Raw genomic sequence first — 24,065 nt, 5'->3', positions numbered from 1 at the left:
CAAAATTCATAATTCAAAATTCATAATTCAAAATTCATAATTCAAAATTCATAATTCAAAATTCATAATTCAAAATTAAAAGCGGAGAGGGATACAATTCATAATTCAAAATTCATAATTCAAAATTAAAAGCGGAGAGTAATACAATTCTTAGTTCTTAATTCTTAACTCTTAATTGTAATCTGTATTTTTCTTGACAAACACCGCTCCATATTTCGCGTATTTGAAAATGAAAATTGTTCAGTACGAAATTCGGAAAATTAGCGATAATTCGTAGTAGCTTGACTATCAGGATGTTGGTTACTTTGTCATTAAAAAGTTAATTTTATCGCTTGCGATTGCATATCGAATGACGATGCGACTAAGGCCTGATGGCAGCGTGACAAAGGTTTTGGGGCATGACCATAAAGCCCAAACCACACCGCGATAAGACCGTAATCGCCATGACTTTAAATTTTTAAGGGTGAACGCATTGAAAAACTTGGTCAAAACATGGCGCTTTTCTCTCTAAATGCTACGGAAATCATCACTGGAATTTTGTCATTCTGTTTTACATCAGGAAACATCATGGTGTGGGTTGAGGAAAGTTTGTATTGACTTGGACATCCGTTTTTTGTAGAGTGTTGGGGATAACTCTAATATTATTCGTAACTTTGCACAGCATAACCCTTTATTGTCAATGAACAAGAAATTATATATCGAAACATACGGATGCCAGATGAATGTGGCCGACTCTGAGGTGGTGGCCTCAGTGATGAAAATGGCGGGATACGAGCTTACGGACAACGAGGACGAAGCCGACGCCATCTTCCTGAACACTTGCTCCATCCGTGAGAATGCGGAAAACAAGATTTACCACCGCCTCGATGCCCTGCACGCCGAACAGAGAAAGCGTGCTGTTGAAACTCAAAATCCCAAGTGCCCGACACCCATTCTCGGTGTGTTGGGCTGTATGGCCGAGCGTGTGAAGGACGACTTGGTGAAGAATCACCATGCCAATTTGGTGTGCGGTCCCGACGCCTATCTCAACCTGCCTGAGATGATTGCAGCTGTGGAGATGGGGCAAGAGGCCGTTGACGTACAGCTTTCGACCACCGAAACTTATCGCGACATCATACCGCAGCGCATTGGCGGCAACCGCATCAGCGGGTTTGTGAGCATCATGCGCGGTTGCAACAACTTCTGCCACTACTGCATCGTGCCCTTTACGCGGGGACGTGAGCGCAGCCGAGACGTGGAAAGCATTCTGAAAGAGGTGCACGACCTGCATGACAAGGGTTTTAAAGAAGTGACGCTCCTGGGGCAGAATGTGAACAGCTATGGCCTGCTGCCCAATGGCAAGCGCCCCGAAAACGGCACGTCGTTTGCCGAGTTGCTACGCTTGGTGGCGCGTGAGGTGCCCGATATGCGAGTGCGGTTCACGACTTCCAATCCCGAGGATATGACCGAAGACATCATCCAAGCCGTGGCCGACGAGCCTAATCTGTGCAACCATATCCACTTCCCGGTGCAGAGCGGAAGCAGCAAAATACTCAAGCTGATGAACCGCAAATATACTCGTGAAGACTATTTGGAGAAGGTGGCCGCTATCCGGCGCATCATTCCCGACTGCGGACTGACGACAGACGTCTTCGTGGGCTATCACGATGAAACGGAAGAAGACCACCAGATGACGCTCGACTTGATGCGTGAGGTGGGCTTCGACTCGGCCTTTATGTTCAAATACAGCGAGCGACCGGGCACATATGCTGCCAAGCACCTGCCCGACAATGTGCCCGAGGAGGTGAAGGTCAGACGACTCAACGAACTCATACAGTTGCAGACCCAAATCAGCGCCGAACAGAACAAAAAGGACGAGGGCAAAGAATTTGAGATTCTGCTGGAACGTTTCTCCAAGCGCAGCAGGCAGCAACTCATGGGTCGCACACCACAAAACAAGGCCGTACTCGTCGACAAGGGCACGCACCATATCGGTGAAACAATGAAAGTAAGAATCACCGGCAGTTCCTCGGCAACGCTGTTTGGCGAAGAGATTTAGACGACAAGGCAAACCCCTATATCGCTTGACATGAAAGAATTCCTACAAGTTTTACGGAGATACCTGCCTCCCTACAAGAAGTATCTTGTGCTTTCCGTGCTATTCAACATCCTTTCCGCCGTGTTGAACATCTTCTCCTTTGCCACCCTCATCCCCATTCTCCAAATACTGTTCAAGACTGGCTCGGAGCGGGTTGCCACCCATTGGATGATGCTGGGCGACGGCGATTTCAAGGATGTGCTGGGCAACAACGCCAACTATGTGGTGCAACAGCTTGTCGGCACATACGGACAAACCACGACCCTGCTGCTCATCGGACTGGTTCTCGCACTGATGACCTTTCTCAAGACGGGTGCCTACTTTCTCAGTTCAGCCTCGGTTATCCCTGTGCGAACGGGGGTGGTGCGCGACATCCGCAACCAGGTCTACCGAAAGATCACCTCTCTTCACCTCGGCTTTTTCAGCGAGGAGCGCAAGGGAGACATCATTGCCCGCATCAGTGGTGACGTGCAGGAGATAGAAAACAGCATCATGTCGTCGCTCGACATGCTGTTCAAAAACCCCATTCTGATCATTGTTTATTTTGCAACCCTGATCTATGTCAACTGGGAACTCACGCTGTTCACCATTATCTTTGTGCCCCTTTTCGGATGGTTCATGGGCTTGGTGGGTCGCAAACTCAAGGCCAATTCCATCAAGGCTCAAACCCTGTGGAGCGACACCATGAGCCAAGTGGAGGAAACCTTAGGCGGCCTTCGCATCATCAAGGCTTTTGCGGCAGAAAAGAAGATGAACCAGAGATTCGACAAGATCAACTCTTCTTACCGCGAGCATATCAAGCGCGTGAACATCCGCCAGCAAATGGCTCACCCCATGAGCGAGTTTCTCGGCACACTGATGATTGTCATCGTATTGTGGGTGGGTGGCATTCTGGTACTGAACTACGGCACGCTGTCAGGACCCTCGTTCATCTATTATCTCGTGATGCTCTACAGCATCATCAACCCCCTGAAGGAATTTTCCAAAGCCGGATATAACATACCCAAGGGTCTGGCCAGCATGGAGCGCGTGGACAAGATATTGAAGGCCGAGATTGCGATTAACGAACCGGAACATCCACATCGCATCAAGACGCTGGAACACAGTATTGAGTTTCGCAACGTGTCGTTCAGATATAGCGACACGTGGGTGCTGAAAAACATCAACCTGACCATAGAAAAAGGCAAGACCATAGCCTTGGTGGGGCAGAGCGGAAGCGGCAAGTCGACACTCGTGGATCTGATTCCCCGTTACTATGACGTGCAGGAAGGTGAGGTGTTGATTGATGGCATCAACGTGAAAGATCTTAAAATTCACGATCTTCGCACCCTCATCGGCAATGTCAATCAGGAGGCCATCTTGTTCAACGATACCTTTTATAACAACATCACGTTTGGTGTCGATCATGCTTCGATGGACGATGTGAAGCGGGCGGCCAAAATTGCCAATGCCTACGATTTCATCATGGAGTCGGAAGACGGTTTCGACACCAACATCGGCGACCGCGGCGGGCGGCTCTCGGGCGGTCAACGACAGCGCGTGAGCATAGCCCGAGCCATACTGAAGAATCCCCCCATACTCATCCTCGACGAGGCCACGTCAGCCCTCGACACCGAGAGCGAGCGACTGGTGCAGGACGCATTAGACAACCTGATGAAGGCACGCACCACCGTGGCCATTGCCCACCGTCTGTCGACCATCAGGAATGCCGACGAGATTTGTGTGCTGCACGAGGGACGAATCGTTGAGCGGGGCACCCACGAGGAGCTTCTCGCCATCAATGGATACTATAAAAAACTGCACGACATGCAGGCATAGACACGGAACCCAGCGCTTCATCTTGCGCTCATCTCAATCAAATGACCATGACAAAAATCGTTTATTACATTTTCTATGCTCTTTCTTTACTCCCCTTCCGGGTGCTCTATGCGCTGTCAGACTTTGAATATCTCATTCTCTACAGACTGATAGGCTACCGGCGGAAAATAGTGAGGAGCAACCTGACCTCATCTTTTCCAGAGAAAAGTGAAACGGAAATCAAGGAAATTGAACGAGGATTTTATCATTGGTTCTGTGACTACTTCTTCGAAGCCATCAAGCTATTGAGCATCTCGGACAAGGAACTCAGGAAGCGGCTCATCATCACTAATTCGGCCGAACACGAGGAATGGTTCAGGCAAGGACGCAACACGGCAGGCATTCTGGGTCACTACTGTAATTGGGAATGGCTTTCACGTGTAGGCTACGACATGCAGCAGAACAGGCGTATATGCCTTGTCTACGATCCTTTGCACAACAAGGCATTCGACAATATCTTCCTCCGGCTGCGCACATACCCCCCAACGGGAGTGCCCGTTCCGAAGAAAAATATTCTCCGACAACTGCTGGCATGGAAACGTGAGGGGACAATGAGCCTCAGCGGATATATCGCAGACCAGGCTCCCAAATGGCAGAACATACATTGCTGGTTACCATTCCTAAACCGAGATACGCCCGTGTTTACCGGTGGTGAACGCATTATGCGCAAGATGAACAACGTGGTTTACTACGTGGATATGTCGCGACCCAAGCGCGGATACTATCAAGTGACTTATCGGCTCATCACTGACGACCCCAACAGTCTGTCGGAATTTGAAATCACGCGGCGCTTTTTCCAAATGCTCGAGGAATCTATCCGCAAGAATCCCGTGCCCTACCTGTGGACCCACAACCGCTGGAAACGGACACGGGAGGAATTTGATAGAAAGTTTGAGATTGTGCGCGGAAAGGTTGTTCCACGCTCAGACACCTAATGACTCCCTGCGACATGAAACTTATCATTAACCCAAAATACGAACCACTCCGCCCGTTCATCGAAAGCTTTCCTTCTGTTTTCGACGAGCAGGGCACTGTTGTCTACCAGGGAAGAAACACCATCCGGGAGTTTTTTACAGACAATACCCACCTGGTTGTGAAACGGTTTGGCAGGATGAATGTCTTGAAAAGGGTGATCTATTCATTTTTCAGGGACAACAAGGCCATAAGAAGTTACAGACATGCAGAACAGATTCTGCAAAGGGGTTTTCAGACTCCGGAACCCATTGCCTATATCGAGGAACGCAAGAACGGGCTTCTTTCTGACCTGTACTACGTATGCTGTTACACGAAGGCCCGCGACATCAAATCGCAACTCATAGACAGGGAGCCTTATAACGAATCGTTGTTACATGCCTATGCCACCTTTGTCGCCTCGCTTCACACGCATGGCATACTCCACCGAGACCTCAATCCGACCAATGTGCTCTATGAGGTCAGCGAGCGTGGTGACTACCAATTCACCCTGATCGATATCAACCGCATGACCTTTTACGATGGTGAGGTACCACTCATCAAGTGCATGCACAACCTCACGCTGTTCTGGTGGCTCTCGCCGGTCTATCGAGCCATGCTCGACATCTATGCCCAACAACGTGGGTGGAGTCGTCAAGATGTGCTCAAGGCTATTCGTATCAAGGAAAAACATGATAATCGATGGATACGCAGGAAGAACTTCACAGCGATATTCAAACACAAAATCTAAGGATATATGAACTACTACATCAAGATTGCCACCATCAACAAGGCTAAGAAAGACATTGATACGGTGGTCGAACAACTCGGGTATGTCAACCTCTCCAAGGTGCAATGTGGGAATGGGGGGATAGGTCGTTTCCTAACGAAACTGTTGGCCATGGTGAATATTCTCACTACCTTGAAACGCGACGATGTACTTTTCCTGCAATATCCCATGAAGAAATTCTATAAGATGGCATGCACTTTGGCACATCTCAAGGGTGCCAAAGTGGTGACGGTTATCCACGATCTGGGAGCCTTTAGGCGGCATAAGCTTACGCCCGAACAGGAAAATCGACTGTTTTCCAAGACTGATTTCCTTATCGCACACAACCCGACGATGACCGAATACCTACAGCAACACGGCTTCCAAGGAGGAGTTCATCATCTCGGTATTTTCGATTATCTCTCCGCCAAACCCGTCAGACAGCCAAATGCACAGCCTCATGATCCCTGGCGCATAGTCTATGCAGGAAACCTCGGCGTATGGCGCAATGAGTTTCTGTATCATTTAGATACGGCCATCAAGCACTGGACACTCGACCTCTATGGTAAGGGATTCGAACCGAAAAAGAATAATTGCCAGAAACTTACCTATCATGGATTCATCGACAGTGATGAGTTCATTGAACGAGTGGATGCTGATTTCGGACTCGTTTGGGACGGGGCATCGGTCGATGAGTGTAACGGAGCCTGGGGAGAATATCTTAAAATCAACAATCCACACAAGACTTCGTTCTATCTTAGGGCCGGTATTCCCGTGATTGTGTGGAGCAAATCGGCCATGGCTCCGTTTATCCGGAAGAATGGGCTGGGACTGACCGTAGACAGTTTGGCTGAAATTGATAGCCATTTGGAGCAGCTGACACCTGAGCAATACCAAGCCATGAGAGCCAATGCCTACACCATCGGGCAGAAGTTAGCCACCGGCTCGCACATCAAACGGGGACTCGACGCTGCACAAGAGTATTTTAAAGAACATGCGGAATGAAACGAGTGCTTATTGTTACACGCGATCCTGTAATCAGTTTTAGGCAGATGCCGGGAGGGGTGGACCATACTCCTGACGGCGAATATCAGTTTCTTATCAATGAGACTGATGCCGAAGTCGACTTCGTTGTGGTCGTTGGGAAAGGCCTCCGAGTGCCTACTGAGTTCCGGGTTGCTCCGCAAAACACCATCCTGATGACTGGGGAACCACACTCCATTCTTGAATATCCAAAAGGCTATTGCAGTCAGTTTGGACTGGTTTGCGCCTGTCAACCTGAGATCAAGGGAGCCAATGTGGTCTATACTCCGCCACTACTGCCATGGTATGTAGGCGTGGATTTCAGTCAAAACAGCGACAATCGATTCACCATGAACTATGAGGACGTGAAGCGTGCAACACCGGATAAGACGAAACTCATGTCGGTTATATCCAGTGACAAGGCCTTCTCCCAAGGGCATGTAGACCGTTTGCGGTTCATTCGGATGCTCAAGCGGCAGTATGGCGACAGCGTGGACATTTTCGGGCGAGGCTATCGTGAGTTCAAGGATAAGTGGAATGTGCTGGCACCTTACAAATATCACATCGTCATTGAGAACTCTACTACCGATTACTATTTCACCGAAAAACTATTTGATTGCTACTTGGCCGGAGCCTATCCCATATACCATGGATGCCGGAACATAGCCGACTATTATCCGCAGGAGGCCATGACGTGTATAGACATACGGAATGTTGAGGAATCGTTCAGAACGATAGATCGTGTTGTTAGAAGTCAAGAATATGAGAAAAAACAAGCGATTCTGAACCAGTGTAAGCAGTTGTCGATGACGAAATACAACCTCTTTCAGCAAATTGCAGATGCTTGTAACCGACTGGATGCAAAGGCTTGCAAACAGCCAGTAACCTTGCAGCCGGCCGCACACTTCTTTAGTCTTCACAATTTGTGGCTGTACACCGTAGGGCGCAATTATTATAAGTTCAAGGGATGTAGGTACCGAGAGCAACTCAAATGATGTTGCGATACTTTCGGGGCTTGAGTTTCAGCGCATAGAGAATGCTGTCTAAGCCCGTCTTCAACTTCCACGACAGTGGAACTATGGGTCGAAAACCTCTCCACTCCGTCATATCAACATACTTGAAAAATAAATTCTTGTAGGGATTCAGACAGCTGAAATTCCACGGCTTCCGGTGTCCGGTGAAATGAATGATCACTGGATTTTCAAGCTCTTGATCCAGTTTCGGCATCACCTCCGGCCTTATTTTACGTCTCTTTCTCAGCAATCCGTCCTGCACATTCCATCGGAATGGCAACAGCAATTTACTGTCATGGAACAACCCGTTCAGCACATCCTGATCGTTGAATTTGAGTTGTCCGGCGTGTAGTGCTACATATTGGGCTGCCTGTTGACTGACGTTGTGCTCACGCCAATAGTCCAAATTCACCACCAACACCCCGGCATTGAAATAGGTATCGGCTGCATCGTAACCCAAACGAACATAGTTATCGGCCTTCCCACTCCACATATCCTCCACCGCTGCCAATGCATAGCCCTCGACATCCGTGTTCCACAGTCCGTCAAGACTCCCGTTAACAATGAGATCGCAGTCCATATAGATGATCTTGTGAAGCCGTTCGGGTAAGATATCGGCCACAAAAAGCCGCAGGTAAGTGGCCATCGAGATATGTCCTTGCTTATCGAAAATCTCATAGTCCGACATCGCTTCGGGGTTCACAACATAGAAGAACACCTGCTGATGGTAGGCTTCTGCCACTTGCTCGATTTTCAACCGGCTCTCATTCGTCAACCCATTGCTGATAACATGAAAGCTGATTTGCCCGTCCTTGTTGTTGTGCAGAATCGACACCATGGTCGTGCAGCACTGCATTAAATAGTTGTCATCTATATTGAATACGATATCCATGATATATGAATCTAATGATGTAGCATCTTGTAAACCGACAAAGCCATGCGCAATAACCATCCATCGGGGTTATCTCGCCACAGTTTGATAAACGGCACGGGGATGAACGGCACACTCAACAACTTTCTGTTCAATCGGCCATAAAGTTCAGGGTTGGCGTTGCGCAGGTTGTTGTCAAACTCCAATAAGGGCTTGGCATGGCGATCATCGTATGTTATCATACATTCCCTGTACGACCAGCCAAGTCTCTTATACAATTTATTATAGAGCAATTTTCGGGTCTGTGCACAGCAGAAATCTACTTGACCATACGCTTTTACTACTTCAAACAAAACATGATATTCATCGGCCAGATGCTGCTTGTGTATCTTCGTCTCCATGCTTTGCCCCGTGCGTCCCATGAGATAAAGATACACTGTCTTGTCTAAGTAATATAATTTGCGCACCCGACACATCGGCACCATACCCCACTGAATGTCCGAATAGAGTATGCCCTCACTCTGCTGGTAGTCTATTTCGTTGAATATGGAGCGACGATAAGTCAACTCGTGCATCCATGTTCCCTTCCTGCCCATGGTTTGATACACATCCTTGATATCAAGTATCCTGTTGGCTGGAAGATGCAAATTCCGCGGTGTGCCCCGTTCACCTTCGGGTGATATCGTGACGAACTGGGTTATCAGCAAATCCACTTCTAATGTGTTCAGCAGATCCAACATACTGCTCAGGTTATTGGTATCAAAACTGTCGTCAGCATCGAGCACCTTAACATATTTACCTACTGCCACTTTCAGTCCCGCATTCACACACGAGCCATAATGACCATTGGGTTTGTCTATCACCACAAACACATCAGGATATCGATCGTGAAAGCGGCGAGCTATGGCCAAAGAATCATCCGTGCTACCGTCATTCACAACGATCACCTCTAATCTGTCAAGGTGCTTGTCAACCAAAAGCGATGACAGCGTGTGCTCCAAATAGCATTCCATGTTGTAGGTGGGAATGATAACAGACAAAATCTTGCGTGTGTTCATTATCGTAGTTTAATTACCTGACTGCAAAAATACGAAATAAAATCCGATAAATAGAACAAAAATTCAGATTATCAAAAAACCTTCACAACGACCGAAAAAGTAACTATCGAAGGGCTAAAAGCAACAAAAAAAGTCTGCACATTTGCTGAATATGCGATTTTTAAAGCTCTTAAATACAATAAATTACTACTTTTTAAGATTATACTAATATGAAGAAGACCATTATATTGACCACGATATTCCTGCTTGTTGCAGTGGGTTATGCCAATTCCCAAACCGGAAAATGGAAATCCTATCTAAGCTATGACGAGCCTACAGAGATTGAAGAAGCCAATGGAAACATGCTCTACGTGCTGGCGTCCAATGGACTTTACGCCTACAACAAGAACGATCACAGCCTGCAAATCTACGACAAGACCACTGTGCTCAACGATTGCGGCATTGCTCATATCGCCTGGTGCAAAGCAGCCAAACGGTTAGTCATCGTCTATGAAAACCATAACATAGACCTCTTGGAGCAAAATAGCAATGTGCTCAACATGGCCGACTATCTGAACAAATCAATGACTTTGGACAAGACCGTCTACAGCATCGATATATCAGGCCAATATGCTTATCTATCCACCGGATTCGGAATCGTTAAGCTCCATGTAGCCAACGCCGAAATCAGCGATACCTATCAATTAGGATTCAAGGTCGACTATAGCTACACCGAGGGTCCATACCTTTACGCGGCAAGTTCGACCCACGGACTCTACCGGGGGCTGCTGACCGACAATCTGCTCGACAAGGCCAAATGGACACGTGTGGGAAACTTCACTCCCCGACCCAAAACCATGGATCCCAACAATCTGGCATTGGTGAAAACACTCAATCCCGGCGGTCCGAAATACAACAATTTCGGCTTCATTCGTATGCATCAGGGAGCATTATATACCGTTGGTGGGGGCTATTTGGCTGCTAATGATTTGCTTCGTCCGGCATGTGTTCAGGTATTAAACAATGGAAATTGGCAAATCTATGACGATGACTTGAAACAGAAAACCGGTCACGATTTCGTTGATTTAAACTCGGTTGACATAGACCCTACTCATCCACAACGCGTGTTTGCTTCAGGCAGAACAGGACTATACGAGTTTAATCATGGTAAGTTTGTCAAGGAATACACCCCCGAAAACAGTCCTTTGCAAGGCGCGGCAACAGTAAGTGCCGACAGCAAAGACTATAATATCGTTCAAGGAATCAAGTTTGATTCCGATGCCAATCTATGGGTACTCAACAGCATGAGTGCCACAACCTCCATACTGAAATACGGCAAAGACAACAAGTGGACCAATCATCACAAACCCGAACTCCTTCGCGACGGTTACTCATTGTCGCGTATGGAAACTCCGATCATAGACAGCAGGGGGTTGCTATGGTTTGCAAACAAATTCTTCAACTACACACAAGCCGTATGCTATCAGCCCTCCACAGACGCCCTAAAAACATATACTAACTTTGTCAACGACGATGGAACAACCTTGAATATAACTTATGTGAACTGTGTCGCGGAAGATAAAGACCATAACATTTGGATCGGTACGAACGTAGGTCCGATGTATCTCTCACCTGAACAAATCGATGCTGAAAACCCCGTTTTTACACAAGTAAAAGTTCCCCGAAACGACGGCACAAACTATGCAGACTATCTTCTCTCGGGCATCGACATCAATTGCATGGTTGTAGACCAAGCCAATCGTAAATGGTTTGGTACCAATGGTAACGGCGTTTACCTCATCAGCTCGGATAATATCCATCAAATTGAACATTTCACCGAAGAAAACAGCCAGTTGTTTTCCAATAATATTGAATCCATTGCCATCAACGAGAACACCGGAGAAGTGTTCTTCGGCACCGACAAAGGGCTTTGCTCCTATATGAGTAACGCTACAACGGCTACGCAGGGCATGATAAAAGACAATGTCTATGCCTATCCCAACCCCGTAAGACCCGATTACACCGGTCCCATCACCATTACCGGACTTGATGAGAACGTGGATGTAAAGATAGTCACCGCCAATGGCACTTTGGTCAGCGAGGGGCGCGCTTCGGGCGGAAAATTCAAGTGGTATGGAATCGACCGCAGCGGCAGATCCGTGGCCTCGGGAGTATATATGGTTGTTGTTGCCGATCAAGAAGGAGAAAAAGGAGTCGTATGCAAAATAGCCATCGTCAGATAATTCTTGCATTCACCCTATTGCAACTCCTTGTGCTATTGGTGTTTGGCTACACCCCCTACCCCGACAGCAACGGCTACATCACACTGGCCAGAGATTGTATTCTTCATGGCGAGCCCTATCCCATTAGTCATCAACTCAACGATTTACCATTTATATGGAACATAGGTGCCATCAATTTGGTGGCGCTATCGCTGAAACTTTTCAATTCCATTACTCCCCTACTTGTTTTCTACTGCCTGCTCAAAGGAGCGACAGCATGGCTCGTGTATCAGCTTACAAAGAAACTATGGAATCGGAAAGCAGCCTTGATCACCCTGATTTTATATGTTGTTTACCCCGCCAACTATGGCGAATCCACCTCACTGCTGAGCGAAATTCCCTCATTCTTCTTTGCGCTTTCAGGAATATGGCTCACCGTATGCCATAAAAAACCGATAGCCGGAGGTGCAGCAATAGCCCTCGCCAACTGGTTCAGACCCATGGGAATTGTCTTTCTGTTGGCTCTTTTTCTATTTAACCGAAAATCCATTCTGAGAAACATCGCAGGCTATGCAGCCGTGATTTTGATCATCGGAGGCACCTGTTACATGCGTACCGGTCACTTCATCTATCAAGCCAAAACAGGGTGGATGGCGCTGTTGCAATACAGCGTAGACCACACAGAAAGCACCGACGACGACACCCTGCCCATCATACAACATGCCAACGCCATAGAGAAGGATAAAATATGGAGAAAGCGATTCTTGGAATGGCTGAAGGATCATCCCTCAGAATATGTAGCACAGATGCCGCGTAAACTCATCAATACTTATGCGTCGGACAATGTTAATCTATGCGCGTTCCTCAGTCACAAATCGCAAAGAAACTACCTTTACGAAGAACTGAGTATGAAAACCCTATACCATCAGTTTCCAAATTGCACGCCTGTGCAGATTCTTACGCTACTCAATCTCATTTATTACTATATTCTTCTACTTTCCTTCGTCATGGCAAGTGTGTTCCTCATCAGGGAAAAAGCATGGCAGCGGGCTATCATCCCATTTGCTCTCATTTTGATTATGACAGCAATGATTATCGTTGTCGGCCACGGTGAAGCCCGTTTTCATAACGTCCTCATGCCCTTTTTTATCATGGACACGGCGTTTGCCGTCACACTATATCACGATAAAAAACAGATCAAAATCACTGACAATGCCTGAGAGAAAACGATGGATAGACCTATTAAGAGGCATCTGTATGATGGCCATCTTATGGGATCACACGGAAATCTATATGTCCGGCCGAAACATCATCCCCTACTCCATCTATGTGACAGATGCGCTCGTTGTCTTCTTTTTTCTTTCAGGCTACCTCATGTTCAAGGCAAACGGATTCGATATCAAACATAAAATCAAATCGATCTGCCAAACTCTTCTCCTGCCTTACTTCCTATTCACGATTGGCATAACCATTACAAAAACATGGGTTAGAGGCCAACAACTCGTATTTCCCGACCTCATCACACATATAATAACAGGACAAGCCTCCTGGTTTATTGCCGCCCTCATCACTGCGGAACTCCTATTCAGCATCGTCTTGTACCTTTGTCGCGAAAAGATAGGAGCCGTCGCCATGGTCTCCTTCACGCTGAGCGGAATACTCTTGGTCTTCCACGACAAAATAAACATGAGTTTTTGGCAAATCCAAAATGCCTTTTTAGCCATTTTGTTTCTGTTCTTAGGCTATGCCTACCATCGGTATGAATCGCATTTTAAAATACTTTCTCGTCCAATCTACATACTTTTAGGCGTGCTTGTCATGGTGGTCATCAAACTGGTGGTCTATACTCAATCCATCGATTTGTTCATCAATCCCATTGTCATCAGCCACTATCCCCTATTCTTTCTCAACGTTCTCGTATCCATATTGGTTCTGACCTGCCTCGCCAAAAATATGCCCTCTATGCCTCTCATACAATGGACGGGGAGAAATTCGATAGTCTATTATTTCCTGAGCGGCGCAGTGCCCTTGATAACTCAAAAACTGTTCACAGCGATTGGACTTGCCTACAACCACAATTATTTCATCATTTTAGCTGCTTTTGCAGTGGTCTATTTGCTTGCTTCTGCATTGACATGGATCATATGCAGATACGTTCCCTTCATCACAGGAAGGTTTTAAGGCTGTATCGGATTTCACCAATCAACATCTGTTTTGTCTTTACTTGAAAAAAACGGTGTGGTGAATGTTATCAACATCTCTTTATATTCTTCTTATGTTTTTTAAAATTAAATAAAGAAAAGAATAAGATGATGTGCCGTTGATAAGTTGATAACTTTTATGTGTAATTGGCCTTAATCAGGATATGAACATATTGTGATGGGTTATTCACCAGCAAGAAGAATAAGTTTTAGTTGATTCTCAAGGGTTTATTACAGTTATCCACAATATGGAATATCGGTGAATAACTCATAAGTTGATAACTTTTGATAACTACACTCTGTTGATAACACAGTATTATCGCTGTGATAACCATGTGGATATCCACGTCATGAAGGTATTGGGAAGGGGGTTGTGGATAAGTGGAAAGTTATTAGTTGGGTTATACCAGGGTTATCCACAGAGTTATCCACAGGGCATGGGAACAAAACTTTGCGTAATGATGATATAACAGTAGTTGTTTTGGATTGTCAGGAAAACTTGCATCAAATCGTGTCATGTTTTTGTGGTGCTACAGAAAAAAATGCGCCATGTTTTGTCATGGATAAATTATTCTTGCGCACATCTCTTTATCATGCGTTTGCGTTTAGACTCTTTTCGCATCGGGGTTAAGCTTTGATGGCCGCGCGTTTCAAGCCGACTCGTCATGCCACGAAAGCTTAATCGCGAGGCCATCTGATATCTAATCACGGGCGCGAAAATAGGAGTCAAACGACCAAGTCGTGATAAAATGATATAAATACCTGATTCATAGCGTATTAAAAAATAGGAGTAAAATTCGCGTATAGACAGCCAACTCCTTTGATTTTTTAAATACGCCAAGCATCATCGACCCTTTGTCAGGTTTTTTATCGATGATTAATTCACAGCGAAGGGAATGGACAACTACTCCCTGAGCAGTTTTACTAATTCGCTCATGCCCGCTGATGCACCTTTCTGGATATGGGTAAGGTTGGGCATATAATCGATGGAAACGGCGTTGGGATCGATAAGATAGATTGGACATCCCGGCTTGGTGTAACGCACAAGTCCTGCCGCGGGATAGACATTGAGCGAGGTGCCGATAATGACAAAGATATCGGCCTGCTGCGCTTCGTAAGAGGCTGGCTCGAGCATGGGCACGCTTTCGCCAAAAAACACAATGAAAGGGCGCAGCAGGGAGCCGTCGTCAGCCCGTGTTCCGGGCTCCACGTCACTGTGTTTCGGTGTCAACTGCTGAATGTACAACTGGTTGTAGGGGTCGTCGGAGGAGCATGCCTTGCTTAGTTCGCCATGCAGATGTATCACTTTTTGTGAACCTGCCCGCTCGTGAAGGTCGTCTACATTTTGGGTCAGCACCGATACATCATAGTCATTTTGCAATTCGGCAATCAACCTGTGACCCTCGTTGGGTTGGGCGTCCCACAGTTTTCGGCGCAGCATATTGTAGAAATTAGTGACTAAGGTGGGGTCGGCGAGCCATCCCTCGTGCGATGCCACCTGCTCCACGGGATAGTTCTCCCACAATCCGTCGTTGCCACGGAAGGTTTTGAAACCACTTTCCACCGACATTCCGGCACCGGTAAGAAACACGACTTTCTTTCGCATAGCAAATCCTCCATTTATTGTTATTATTGTACAAAAATAGTATATTTTCAGCAATAATGCCCGCATAAACGATTAAAAATAGTATCTTTGCACATTATTTAATAAACAAAGGAAATAAAAATGAACAAAGTAAGTTACGCATTGGGAATGAGCATTGGACATCAGCTCCAGCAGATGAATGCGACAGATTTAAATATTGACGACTTTGCAGAGGCTGTCAAGGATGTTTTTGCAGGCAAGGCCAAAATGAACGACAGCGAAGCACAGACGGCAGTGCAGACCTTCTTCCAGGAGAAAGCAGAGGAACAAGCCAAGGAGATGAAAGCCGGAGGCGAGACCTTTTTGGCCGAAAACGGCAAGAAGGAGGGCGTCGTGACATTGCCTTCAGGACTGCAATACGAGGTGTTGAAAGAGGGTAACGGCAAGAAGCCGACAGCTACCGACCAAGTGGAATGCCACTATGAGGGTAAGCTTATCAACGGACAGGTGTTCGACAGCAGCTACAGTCGCGGTGAGACAGCAACGTTCGGACTGAACCAGGTGATAGCCGGATGGACCGAGGGACTGCAACTCATGCAGGAGGGAGCCAAATATCGCTTCTATATTCCCTACACACTGGGCTACGGAGAACGTGGTGCAGGGCAGTCGATTCCACCTTATGCCACACTGCTTTTCGATGTGGAACTGATAGAAGTAAAATAAACAGGAAAAGATAAACAAAATGAAACAAATGAAAAATCTGAAAGTAGTGGCCGCCATGGCCATCGCTGCAGCAGCATTCAGCGCTTGTGGCAACTCGTCAACCCCAAAGGCTGACCTGAAATCTGACGTAGACTCAATGAGTTATGCCATCGGTCTGTCTCAGTCGCAGTATGTTCGTCAGGCCATCCAGCAAGGTCAGGTGATCGACACCACCTATATGGACGAGTTTGTAAAAGGTATTAACGAAGGTGCCAACGCAGGCGACGACAAGAAAAGAGCGGCCTATATCATGGGCCTCCAGATCGGTCAGCAGCTGGCCACTCAGCTCGTTAAGGGAGTTAACCACGAAGTATACGGCGCTGATTCTACCAAGACCATTTCTCTGAAAAACCTCTTGGCAGGTTTCGTAACCGGTGCTACGGGCAAGACTGGACTCTTCACTCCTGAGGCTGCCAACCAGATTGCGCAAAACAAGATTGAGGCAATCAAGAGCGCAACCCTGATGAAGGAGTTCAAACCCAACAAGGAAGCTGGCGAGAAATTCCTCGAAGAGAACAAGAAGAAGGCCGACGTTGTGACCCTGAAATCAGGTTTGCAGTATAAGGTGATCAAGGAGGGCAAGGGTGCCATTCCTACCGATTCCACCACTGTGACTGTAAACTATGAGGGTCGTACCATCGACGGAAAAGTGTTCGAAAGCACTTTCAAGGAGGGACAGAAGCCTGTTACCATTCAGCCCAACCAATTTATACCCGGCTGGACTGAAGCATTAACACACATGCCCGAAGGCTCTGTTTGGGAGGTTTACATCCCCCAGAACCTGGCCTACAAGGAGCGTCAGAGCGGCGACATCAAGCCTTTCTCTACCCTGATCTTCAAGATTGAACTTGTTAAGGTGGGTAAGTAATTACCGCCTTACACATCATACATCCCCTCCTCCTGGGTCATACGATCCCACAGGGAGGGTTTTTTATTGCACACAAACCATAAAACCGTTTGAAAAATGAAGAAAATTCTATTTGTTGCTTTACTTTTCCTTGCCGGAACTTCGGTATCAACAGTACAGGCAGGAAAGAAGAAAGACAAGAAAAAGAAGGTGAATAATACTGAGAAAGTCAAACCTCTGGCATTAACATCGAGTGCTGACTCGTTGAGCTATGCAGCGGGATACACGGCCACCATGGGTCTGTTGGGCTATCTGCAAAACCAACTGCACGTAGACACCACGTTCCTTGCCGACTTTGTGCGTGGATACAAGGAAACCCTTGCCAAGGGAGACGATCCGGCCTTCACGGCCTATATGGCCGGCACACAGATTGCCAACCAAGTTAAAAACCAGATTTACCCAGGCATGAACAAGGATTTGGAGGGCACGGCCGACTCGCTTCGCGTGGCAGCTTTCCATGAGGGTTTTCTTGCCGGTGTTAACGAGGACACAACCGTCTATCGGACTGAGGATGCACGAAATCTTTATGAAACCAAAAGCAAGGAAATACGTGATGCCAAAAATGCAGCCTACAAGGCTGAGAACGAAGATTGGCTTAAGACCAACGCTACGAAACCGGGGGTGAACGTCATGGCTTCGGGATTGCAATACAAGGTGCTCAAGGCAGGCACCGGAGCAAAGCCGGCTGCCGACCAGACCGTTGAGGTGATCTACGAAGGGAAGATGATTGACGGAACCGTTTTTGATGCCACATCGCGACATAACGGCAGGAAGACTGATAGTTTCCGCTGCAACCAAGTGATCAAGGGATGGACAGAAGCCTTGACGAACATGAATGTGGGTAGCAAATGGGAGATTTATATCCCTCAGGAATTAGCTTATGGCGCACGCGAAGCCGGACAAATCAAACCGTATTCAACCCTGATTTTCACTGTGGAACTGGTGGGAATAGAGGCTCCGGAAAGCACGTCTGACAAGACAAAAAATAAGATGACTAAAAATCTCGGATGAAAAAAATCGGGAATTTTATACGCAAGATAGGATAAAGTCCCATCTTTTGTATTACAAAATGCACGAATTATGTAAAATAATTGTGCATTTTGTTGTATATATCACATAATATATCTATTTTTGCTAAAATAAAATCATCAATTTGTTAAAAAAACAATATGGAAAAAGTAGATAACCTGGACAAGAAGATTCTGTCAATTCTCTCCACAAACGCACGTATTCCTTTCAAGGATGTAGCCGCAGAATGCGGGGTGTCACGTGCCGCTATTCACCAGCGTGTGCAAAGACTGACAGAAGCAGGGGTTATCACCGGCAGTGGCTTCGATGTCAATCCGAAAAGTCTTGGCTACAGAACTTGTACATATGTTGGGCTGAATTTGGAGCGCGGTTCGATGTACAAGGAGGTTGTCAAACGTATCGAAAACATTCCCGAAATTGTGGAATGCCACTTCACTACCGGCCCCTACACAATGCTGCTCAAGGCTTATGCGCGCGACAACGAGGAACTCATGGATTTGCTCAACAACAAACTTCAGACCATTCCCGGTGTGGTTTCCACGGAAACGCTTATCTCCTTGGAACAGAGTGTGAAGCGGGAAATTCCCGTCAGCAACGAATAATATGAACACATTTGACATTGAGGCTCACCTCAAGGAATATACTGCGACCTTCCCTCCGGCTGTTCGCCAACCGATTATTGGCATCACATCAAACTATGCCGACGGTGACTCCACGCTTCGCGAACGCTATTATATGCAGGTGGTTCGGGCTGGAGGAACCCCCGTCATCATACCACCGGTAGCCGATAAGGACACAATTATCAACACACTCGACCGTATTGATGGTCTGTTGCTAACCGGAGGCGGTGACATCAATCCGCTTTGGAGTGGAGAAGAACCTGTTCCTGAACTTCACAATATCAATGCCAAACGCGACCTTCCCGAATTGCTCATCACGCGGTTGGCCTACAACCGCCAGATTCCGATACTTGGCATTTGCCGTGGTATGCAAATGCTGGCTACGGCTTTAGGTGGGAAGGTGGCACAAGACATGACTTATATTTCCTCGCTCCTGCCCAAAGTGGAACCAACGGCGAGATACATCAAACATTCGCAGGATGCCGATAAGGATGAGCCTACACATACCGTTAAAATAGTTTCCGGCTCGTATCTTGCTGAAATATACGACCCGGATTTCCACACTACCCTTGGAGTGGACAGCCAAGAGTGCAACAACGATACGACTGAGGAAACCATCTTAGCCGTCAATTCCTTTCATCATCAAGCTGTCATCGAACCAGGTGGCAGGTTCAGAACTACTGCGACTGCTCCCGACGGCGTGATCGAAGCGATGGAAAGTAGCGAGTTCAAACCCATCATGGGTGTGCAGTGGCATCCCGAATGGATGGGCGAGGAAGGCCAAAAACTGTTTAAGTGGCTCGTTTTGCGTGCTCGTGAGTTTTGCAAGGCCAAACAACTTCATGACCGAATCCTGACGCTCGACAGCCATTGCGACACCCCAATGTTCTTCCCGCAAGGGGTGAAGTTCAACCAGCGTGACCCGAGAATACTATACGATCTCCATAAAATGACAGAGGGAAGACAGGATGCAGTGATCATGGTGGCCTATCTTCCACAGCCCAAAGCTGGACAGGAGTTCTCCCATAATGTGGATATTGCAGGTATCATCAGGCACAATCCACATCTCCAAAATATCTCAACCCAACTGTCTCCCACCGAATATGCGGATCTCATCTTTGACAAACTTGAGGATATTGCCAATGAGAACAGCCTCTATGTCGGTATTGCACGAACCTCTGACGAACTCTATGAAAACAAGCGTAGAGGGCGTAAGAGCATCATGCTTGGTATTGAAAATGGTTTTGCACTCAATCACAACCTATCCCAAGTGCAGCATTTTGCACAACGGGGAGTGGTTTATATTACGCTCTGTCACAACGGTGACAACGATATATGCGACAGTGCCCGGGGTAGCAATACGCACCACGGCGTGTCTCAATTCGGGGAGAAGGTCATTCAACAAATGAATGACGAGGGTATCATGGTTGACCTGAGTCACGCTGCAGAGCGTTCGTTTTACGATGCGCTCGACATCAGTCGTACACCCATCGTATGCTCCCACAGCAACGCTCGTGCGCTCTGCGACGTACCGCGCAATATCACCGACGATCAAATGAGAGCCTTGGCTCAGAAAGATGGTGTGATGCAAATAACACTCTATCAAGGTTTTTTGCGCAAGCAAGGTGAGGCAACCCTCATGGATGCCATTGTACATTTGGAGCATGCCATTAGCATTATGGGCATCGATCATGTGGGCATTGGTACCGACTTCGATGGCGACGGAACCGTTCGGGGCTGTGCAGATGCTTCCGAACTCATCAACTTCACCCGGCAACTCATGCGTCGCAAATATAGTGAGCAGGACATTGCAAAGATATGGGGAGGCAACTGGTTGCGCGTCATGTCGATGGTGCAAGCCAGTAAAACCCATTAATATCTCATGGAAATGAAATTATCAAAGAAAAAATACATCATCGTGATAGGAATGATATGTGCGACGGCGGTTGTCGCCATTGCCCTCTGGTCCGGCCATTCGGCCAATACCGACCGAATTGAGGACACTGAAGAATTGGAGAAGCTTGCTCCCGTAGGTCCCGAGTTCAATGCCGACTCAGCCTATACATTCACTCAAACCCAATGCGACTTTGGTCCACGAACCATGAATAGCGAAGGGCACGAGAAGTGCCTGAACTGGATTGTGAGTCAGTTCAGGCATTACGGATGCAAAGTGGAACTGCAGAAGGCCGACTTGAAAGGCTATGACGGCACTATTCTGAAAGCTACGAACATCATGGCAAGCTATAATCCCGAAGCCACGACACGCATCATGGTCTGCGCCCATTGGGACACAAGGCCATGGGCGGACAATGATCCCGACTCGGCAAACTGGCGTAAACCCATACTCGGAGCCAACGATGGGGCAAGCGGAGTAGCTGTGATGCTCGAACTGGCCAGACTGCTTTCGCTGGCGTCTACGGCTAACCAGCAATCCTCTACGGCCAATTCGCAACCCTCTGCGGCCAATTCACAAGCCTCTGCGGCCGCCAACGAACCATCATCAGACAATAATCACCTGCTGTCATCAGAGCTCGGCATAGACTTTGTGTGCTTCGACGCCGAGGATTGGGGCGTTCCCCAGTGGGCTGATGTACAGGATGACGGCAACTCATGGGCTTTGGGTGCTAACTATTTTGCCTCCAACCTGCCTCAGGGCTATGCTCCACGCTACGGCATCTTGCTTGATATGGTGGGTGGTCAAGGTGCTCAATTCCACCAGGAAGGAATGTCCCAACAGTATGCTCCAGCGATTGTGAAGAAGGTGTGGCGTGCAGCCCGACAGGCCGGATACGGTTCTTATTTCCCCAAGACGCAGGGCGGGATGATTACCGACGACCATATCCCCATCAACCAAATTGCCAAAATTCCGTGCATCGATGTTATTGCCTACTACCCGGACTGTGCACAAAGTTCCTTCGGTCCTACCTGGCATACGCTCAACGACAACATGGACTACATCGATAAAAATACACTCAAGGCTGTGGGACAAACCATGATACAAGTGATTTATACCGAAAAGTAATACGACACACAACACAACCAGACCACTTTCAAGGCGTATCGGGCTTGTCGGTGAACCTCTCTCAATAGCCCGATATAGACTCAAGAATAGCCCTTAGGGTGCAATATATGTAATATTGCACCCTTTTTCACATTATTTTTCAATACTTCCTCCGTTTTCCTTTGACTTTTTTCTATCTTTGTGATCATAATACAAATTAGTCTATGGATGCTTTGACCTATCTTGAATCGCGCTGCCAACTGCGACGAAATGTGCTCACCGGCGAGATCCAATACGCCGTTCCGGGTTCAGAAAACTATCGGCCACTCTCCAGGGAAGCTGTCAACACCATGATCCTGGAAGCCGGGCGCGATGGGATAGGACTCACCGAGACTCTGCTACAGCGCTACGTCGAGTCTACCCTTATCACCCCTTGGAATCCCGCCGAGACCTGGCTCTACAGCCTCGGCGAATGGGACGGCACCGACCATGTGGCTGCATTGGCCGACCGTATCATTACCACCAATCCCGACTGGAATAAGCGCTTTCACAAATGGATGCTCCAAATGGTGGCCCGCTGGATGGGCTACGAGGTGGCACAGCAGGATATTATCGTACCCGTCATCATCGGACAATGGGGCTTTGGCAAAACATCTTTCTGTAATATCCTGCTGCCTCCGGAGCTACGCACGTACTACACTGACCAGGTTCGGCTCCGTTCCACTACCGAAGTACATGAACTTGTCACCACCAACCTGCTGACTTGCATTGACGAATTCTACCAAGAGAACGTTGATCAAGAGGTGTTGGTACGGTATCTGTTCTCCCGAAGCACACCCGTTTTCAGACTTCCTTACGGCACCATCACCGAGAAACGCAAAAACTTCTCGGCCTTTATCGCCACTACCGGCAATCTCCATCCCATGACCGATGCAGCCGGTGCTGCCCACTTGGTGTGTGTGGAGATCAGCCATCGCATAGATATCCGCACCCCCGTTCCCTACGAACAGCTCTATGCCCAACTGCTGGCCGAAATAGAAACTGGTGCCGACTATGGGCTCACTGACGAGGAACGCGAGGCCATGGCCGTGCAGAACTCGCCTTTCCAAGAGGCCGACAACCTCGTGAAGATGCTCTCTATGCTCTACGCCTCGCCCCCCAAGGGGAAAAGGGTAAAGGCCAAGGACATCGACACCATCGTGGACCGACTGATGAAGGAGTATCCCTACTGGACCCCTGGCGAGAACGTCAATCAGGATGTGGGGTTTGCCTTGCAGGAGGCCGGCTTTACACGCAGTCGGATTCACGGCCGTTCCTGCTATAAGGTGGTGGAGAAAGACCCACGTAAATACGACTTCATTGACGAACCTCAGGAGTCTGAAGACGAAACCCTCGACAACAACCCGCTGGCCCGTGCACTGCTCTCGGGACTGGGAAATTTAGTTAAGAAATAAAACAAACCCCAAAGTTTCACACATCATATTATTTCAAATGAAGCGATTATCCATCTTATTTTTTTCCTGCCTATTGGCTGCCGGACTTCAGGCACAGGGCTATTACACCAAATATTACGCCGACAAGGCGTTAAAAAACACGGCGCAGGAGTGGCTGAAAAGCGGCCAATGGCGCAACGGTTTTAGCAAGGCCGACCCGCATGAGACGGTCAATGCTGTGGAGTTCTATTTGCAATATCAGAAAAATCCGAGCCAGTGGCAGGCCATGTTCGAATGGTTAGAAAAGACCGACCTGCTGGCTTTGCCCAAGGGACGTATCCCTATTCCGGGCACAACAATGGTGGCCAGCGTGGAGGACGACACCAACAGGGACCTCGACCGACAGCGGCCGGAGAGCCATTATCACCACATCGACTTCCAATATGTGGTCAAAGGCACTGAGCGTTTCGGCATCATCGACCATTATACAAGCAAGTCCAACACGGCCTACAAGCCCGATGTCATAAACTATGACTATGACAAATCCAAAACCCGATTCTACGACAGCACACCCTCGGAGTTCTTCCTGTTTTTCCCCGACGACTGGCACATTGCTAAAGTGAAAACCGACGGCGACGACCAAAACATTCGTGTCATTGTCATCAAGGTTGACTACCGGTAGACCTCCACTTTTAAAAGAAAGCTCA

General features: G+C 47.7%; 20 protein-coding genes. 17 read left to right on the top strand and 3 right to left on the bottom strand.

Annotated features, from left to right (window positions below; all coding sequences use genetic code 11):
- The first annotated feature begins 679 nt into the window (after positions 1 to 679).
- The 6 genes from miaB to HMPREF0645_RS09025 are packed head-to-tail and all read left to right on the top strand — an operon-like array spanning position 680 to position 7,672.
- Positions 680 to 2,038 (top strand): tRNA (N6-isopentenyl adenosine(37)-C2)-methylthiotransferase MiaB, encoded by a 1,359-nt coding sequence (gene miaB, locus HMPREF0645_RS09050; protein ID WP_007174674.1) that lies wholly within the window; start codon positions 680 to 682, stop codon positions 2,036 to 2,038.
- Positions 2,039 to 2,068: 30 nt separating this feature from the next.
- Entirely contained in the window at positions 2,069 to 3,895 is a 1,827-nt protein-coding gene (locus HMPREF0645_RS09045) for an ABC transporter ATP-binding protein (RefSeq protein ID WP_007174673.1), read from the top strand.
- A gap of 47 nt (positions 3,896 to 3,942) precedes the next feature.
- The gene (locus HMPREF0645_RS09040; protein ID WP_044123543.1) at positions 3,943 to 4,869 is read left to right on the top strand and encodes a lysophospholipid acyltransferase family protein; all 927 of its coding nucleotides are present in this window, start codon (positions 3,943 to 3,945) and stop codon (positions 4,867 to 4,869) included.
- A 14-nt stretch (positions 4,870 to 4,883) separates the two neighbouring features.
- Entirely contained in the window at positions 4,884 to 5,636 is a 753-nt protein-coding gene (locus HMPREF0645_RS09035; protein WP_044123542.1) for a lipopolysaccharide kinase InaA family protein, read from the top strand.
- A gap of 6 nt (positions 5,637 to 5,642) precedes the next feature.
- The gene (locus HMPREF0645_RS09030; RefSeq protein ID WP_007174670.1) at positions 5,643 to 6,659 is read left to right on the top strand and encodes a glycosyltransferase; all 1,017 of its coding nucleotides are present in this window, start codon (positions 5,643 to 5,645) and stop codon (positions 6,657 to 6,659) included.
- Complete coding sequence (locus HMPREF0645_RS09025) at positions 6,656 to 7,672, top strand: glycosyltransferase family 10 domain-containing protein (protein ID WP_007174669.1); 1,017 nt, start codon at positions 6,656 to 6,658, stop codon at positions 7,670 to 7,672. Before HMPREF0645_RS09030 ends, HMPREF0645_RS09025 begins: the two co-directional genes overlap by 4 nt.
- On the opposite strand, the gene HMPREF0645_RS09020 is transcribed toward HMPREF0645_RS09025, so the two are convergent.
- Together HMPREF0645_RS09020 and HMPREF0645_RS09015 are read right to left on the bottom strand one after the other, a co-directional pair.
- On the bottom strand, positions 7,665 to 8,582 hold the full coding sequence (locus HMPREF0645_RS09020) for a glycosyltransferase family 8 protein (protein ID WP_007174668.1): 918 nt from the start codon (positions 8,580 to 8,582) through the stop codon (positions 7,665 to 7,667). The two genes, HMPREF0645_RS09025 and HMPREF0645_RS09020, sit on opposite strands and share 8 nt — an antisense overlap.
- An 11-nt stretch (positions 8,583 to 8,593) precedes the next feature.
- Positions 8,594 to 9,619: a glycosyltransferase family 2 protein gene (locus HMPREF0645_RS09015; protein ID WP_007174667.1), complete on the bottom strand. Its 1,026-nt coding sequence runs from the start codon at positions 9,617 to 9,619 to the stop codon at positions 8,594 to 8,596.
- Between the two features lie 209 nt (positions 9,620 to 9,828).
- Between HMPREF0645_RS09015 and porZ the strand changes: the two genes are divergently transcribed.
- Genes porZ through HMPREF0645_RS09000 form a run of 3 tightly spaced genes read left to right on the top strand, consistent with a single transcriptional unit; the run spans position 9,829 to position 14,001 of the window.
- Positions 9,829 to 11,841: a type IX secretion system anionic LPS delivery protein PorZ gene (gene porZ, locus HMPREF0645_RS09010; protein ID WP_007174666.1), complete on the top strand. Its 2,013-nt coding sequence runs from the start codon at positions 9,829 to 9,831 to the stop codon at positions 11,839 to 11,841.
- Positions 11,817 to 13,040 (top strand): hypothetical protein, encoded by a 1,224-nt coding sequence (locus HMPREF0645_RS09005; RefSeq protein ID WP_007174665.1) that lies wholly within the window; start codon positions 11,817 to 11,819, stop codon positions 13,038 to 13,040. Before porZ ends, HMPREF0645_RS09005 begins: the two co-directional genes overlap by 25 nt.
- Complete coding sequence (locus HMPREF0645_RS09000; RefSeq protein ID WP_007174664.1) at positions 13,033 to 14,001, top strand: acyltransferase family protein; 969 nt, start codon at positions 13,033 to 13,035, stop codon at positions 13,999 to 14,001. The genes HMPREF0645_RS09005 and HMPREF0645_RS09000 overlap by 8 nt, the downstream gene beginning before the upstream one ends.
- Before the next feature lie 924 nt (positions 14,002 to 14,925).
- Here HMPREF0645_RS09000 and HMPREF0645_RS08995 read toward each other — a convergent pair.
- Complete coding sequence (locus HMPREF0645_RS08995; RefSeq protein ID WP_044123492.1) at positions 14,926 to 15,627, bottom strand: SIR2 family NAD-dependent protein deacylase; 702 nt, start codon at positions 15,625 to 15,627, stop codon at positions 14,926 to 14,928.
- 120 nt (positions 15,628 to 15,747) lie between these two features.
- Here HMPREF0645_RS08995 and HMPREF0645_RS08990 point away from each other — a divergent pair, with 120 nt between their 5' ends.
- From HMPREF0645_RS08990 to HMPREF0645_RS08955, 8 genes are all read left to right on the top strand, one after another.
- On the top strand, positions 15,748 to 16,329 hold the full coding sequence (locus HMPREF0645_RS08990) for a BamJ family beta-barrel-assembly machinery protein (protein ID WP_007174661.1): 582 nt from the start codon (positions 15,748 to 15,750) through the stop codon (positions 16,327 to 16,329).
- Positions 16,330 to 16,357: 28 nt separating this feature from the next.
- The gene (locus HMPREF0645_RS08985) at positions 16,358 to 17,236 is read left to right on the top strand and encodes a BamJ family beta-barrel-assembly machinery protein (protein WP_044123491.1); all 879 of its coding nucleotides are present in this window, start codon (positions 16,358 to 16,360) and stop codon (positions 17,234 to 17,236) included.
- Positions 17,237 to 17,332: 96 nt separating this feature from the next.
- Complete coding sequence (locus HMPREF0645_RS08980; RefSeq protein ID WP_007174659.1) at positions 17,333 to 18,286, top strand: BamJ family beta-barrel-assembly machinery protein; 954 nt, start codon at positions 17,333 to 17,335, stop codon at positions 18,284 to 18,286.
- A gap of 158 nt (positions 18,287 to 18,444) precedes the next feature.
- Positions 18,445 to 18,906 carry an Lrp/AsnC family transcriptional regulator gene (locus HMPREF0645_RS08975; RefSeq protein ID WP_007174658.1) on the top strand — a complete coding sequence of 154 codons (462 nt, stop codon included), beginning with the start codon at positions 18,445 to 18,447 and terminating at the stop codon, positions 18,904 to 18,906.
- A 1-nt stretch (position 18,907) separates the two neighbouring features.
- A complete protein-coding gene (locus HMPREF0645_RS08970) occupies positions 18,908 to 20,800 on the top strand; it encodes a fused gamma-glutamyl-gamma-aminobutyrate hydrolase/peptidase (RefSeq protein WP_007174657.1) in 1,893 nt (630 codons plus the stop codon).
- 6 nt (positions 20,801 to 20,806) lie between these two features.
- Complete coding sequence (locus tag HMPREF0645_RS08965; protein ID WP_007174656.1) at positions 20,807 to 21,946, top strand: M28 family peptidase; 1,140 nt, start codon at positions 20,807 to 20,809, stop codon at positions 21,944 to 21,946.
- Between the two features lie 203 nt (positions 21,947 to 22,149).
- Complete coding sequence (locus tag HMPREF0645_RS08960; RefSeq protein ID WP_007174655.1) at positions 22,150 to 23,379, top strand: VapE domain-containing protein; 1,230 nt, start codon at positions 22,150 to 22,152, stop codon at positions 23,377 to 23,379.
- A gap of 37 nt (positions 23,380 to 23,416) precedes the next feature.
- Positions 23,417 to 24,040, top strand: a complete 624-nt coding sequence (locus tag HMPREF0645_RS08955) for a NanQ anomerase/TabA/YiaL family protein (RefSeq protein WP_007174654.1) — start codon at positions 23,417 to 23,419, stop codon at positions 24,038 to 24,040.
- Positions 24,041 to 24,065: the final 25 nt, after the last annotated feature.

The sequence above is a fragment of the Hallella bergensis DSM 17361 genome (assembly GCF_000160535.1).
Classification (GTDB): Bacteria; Bacteroidota; Bacteroidia; order Bacteroidales; family Bacteroidaceae; genus Prevotella; species Prevotella bergensis.
Note: the sequence above shows the minus strand (reverse complement) of the source record. Positions and strands in the feature narration are given on the sequence as shown.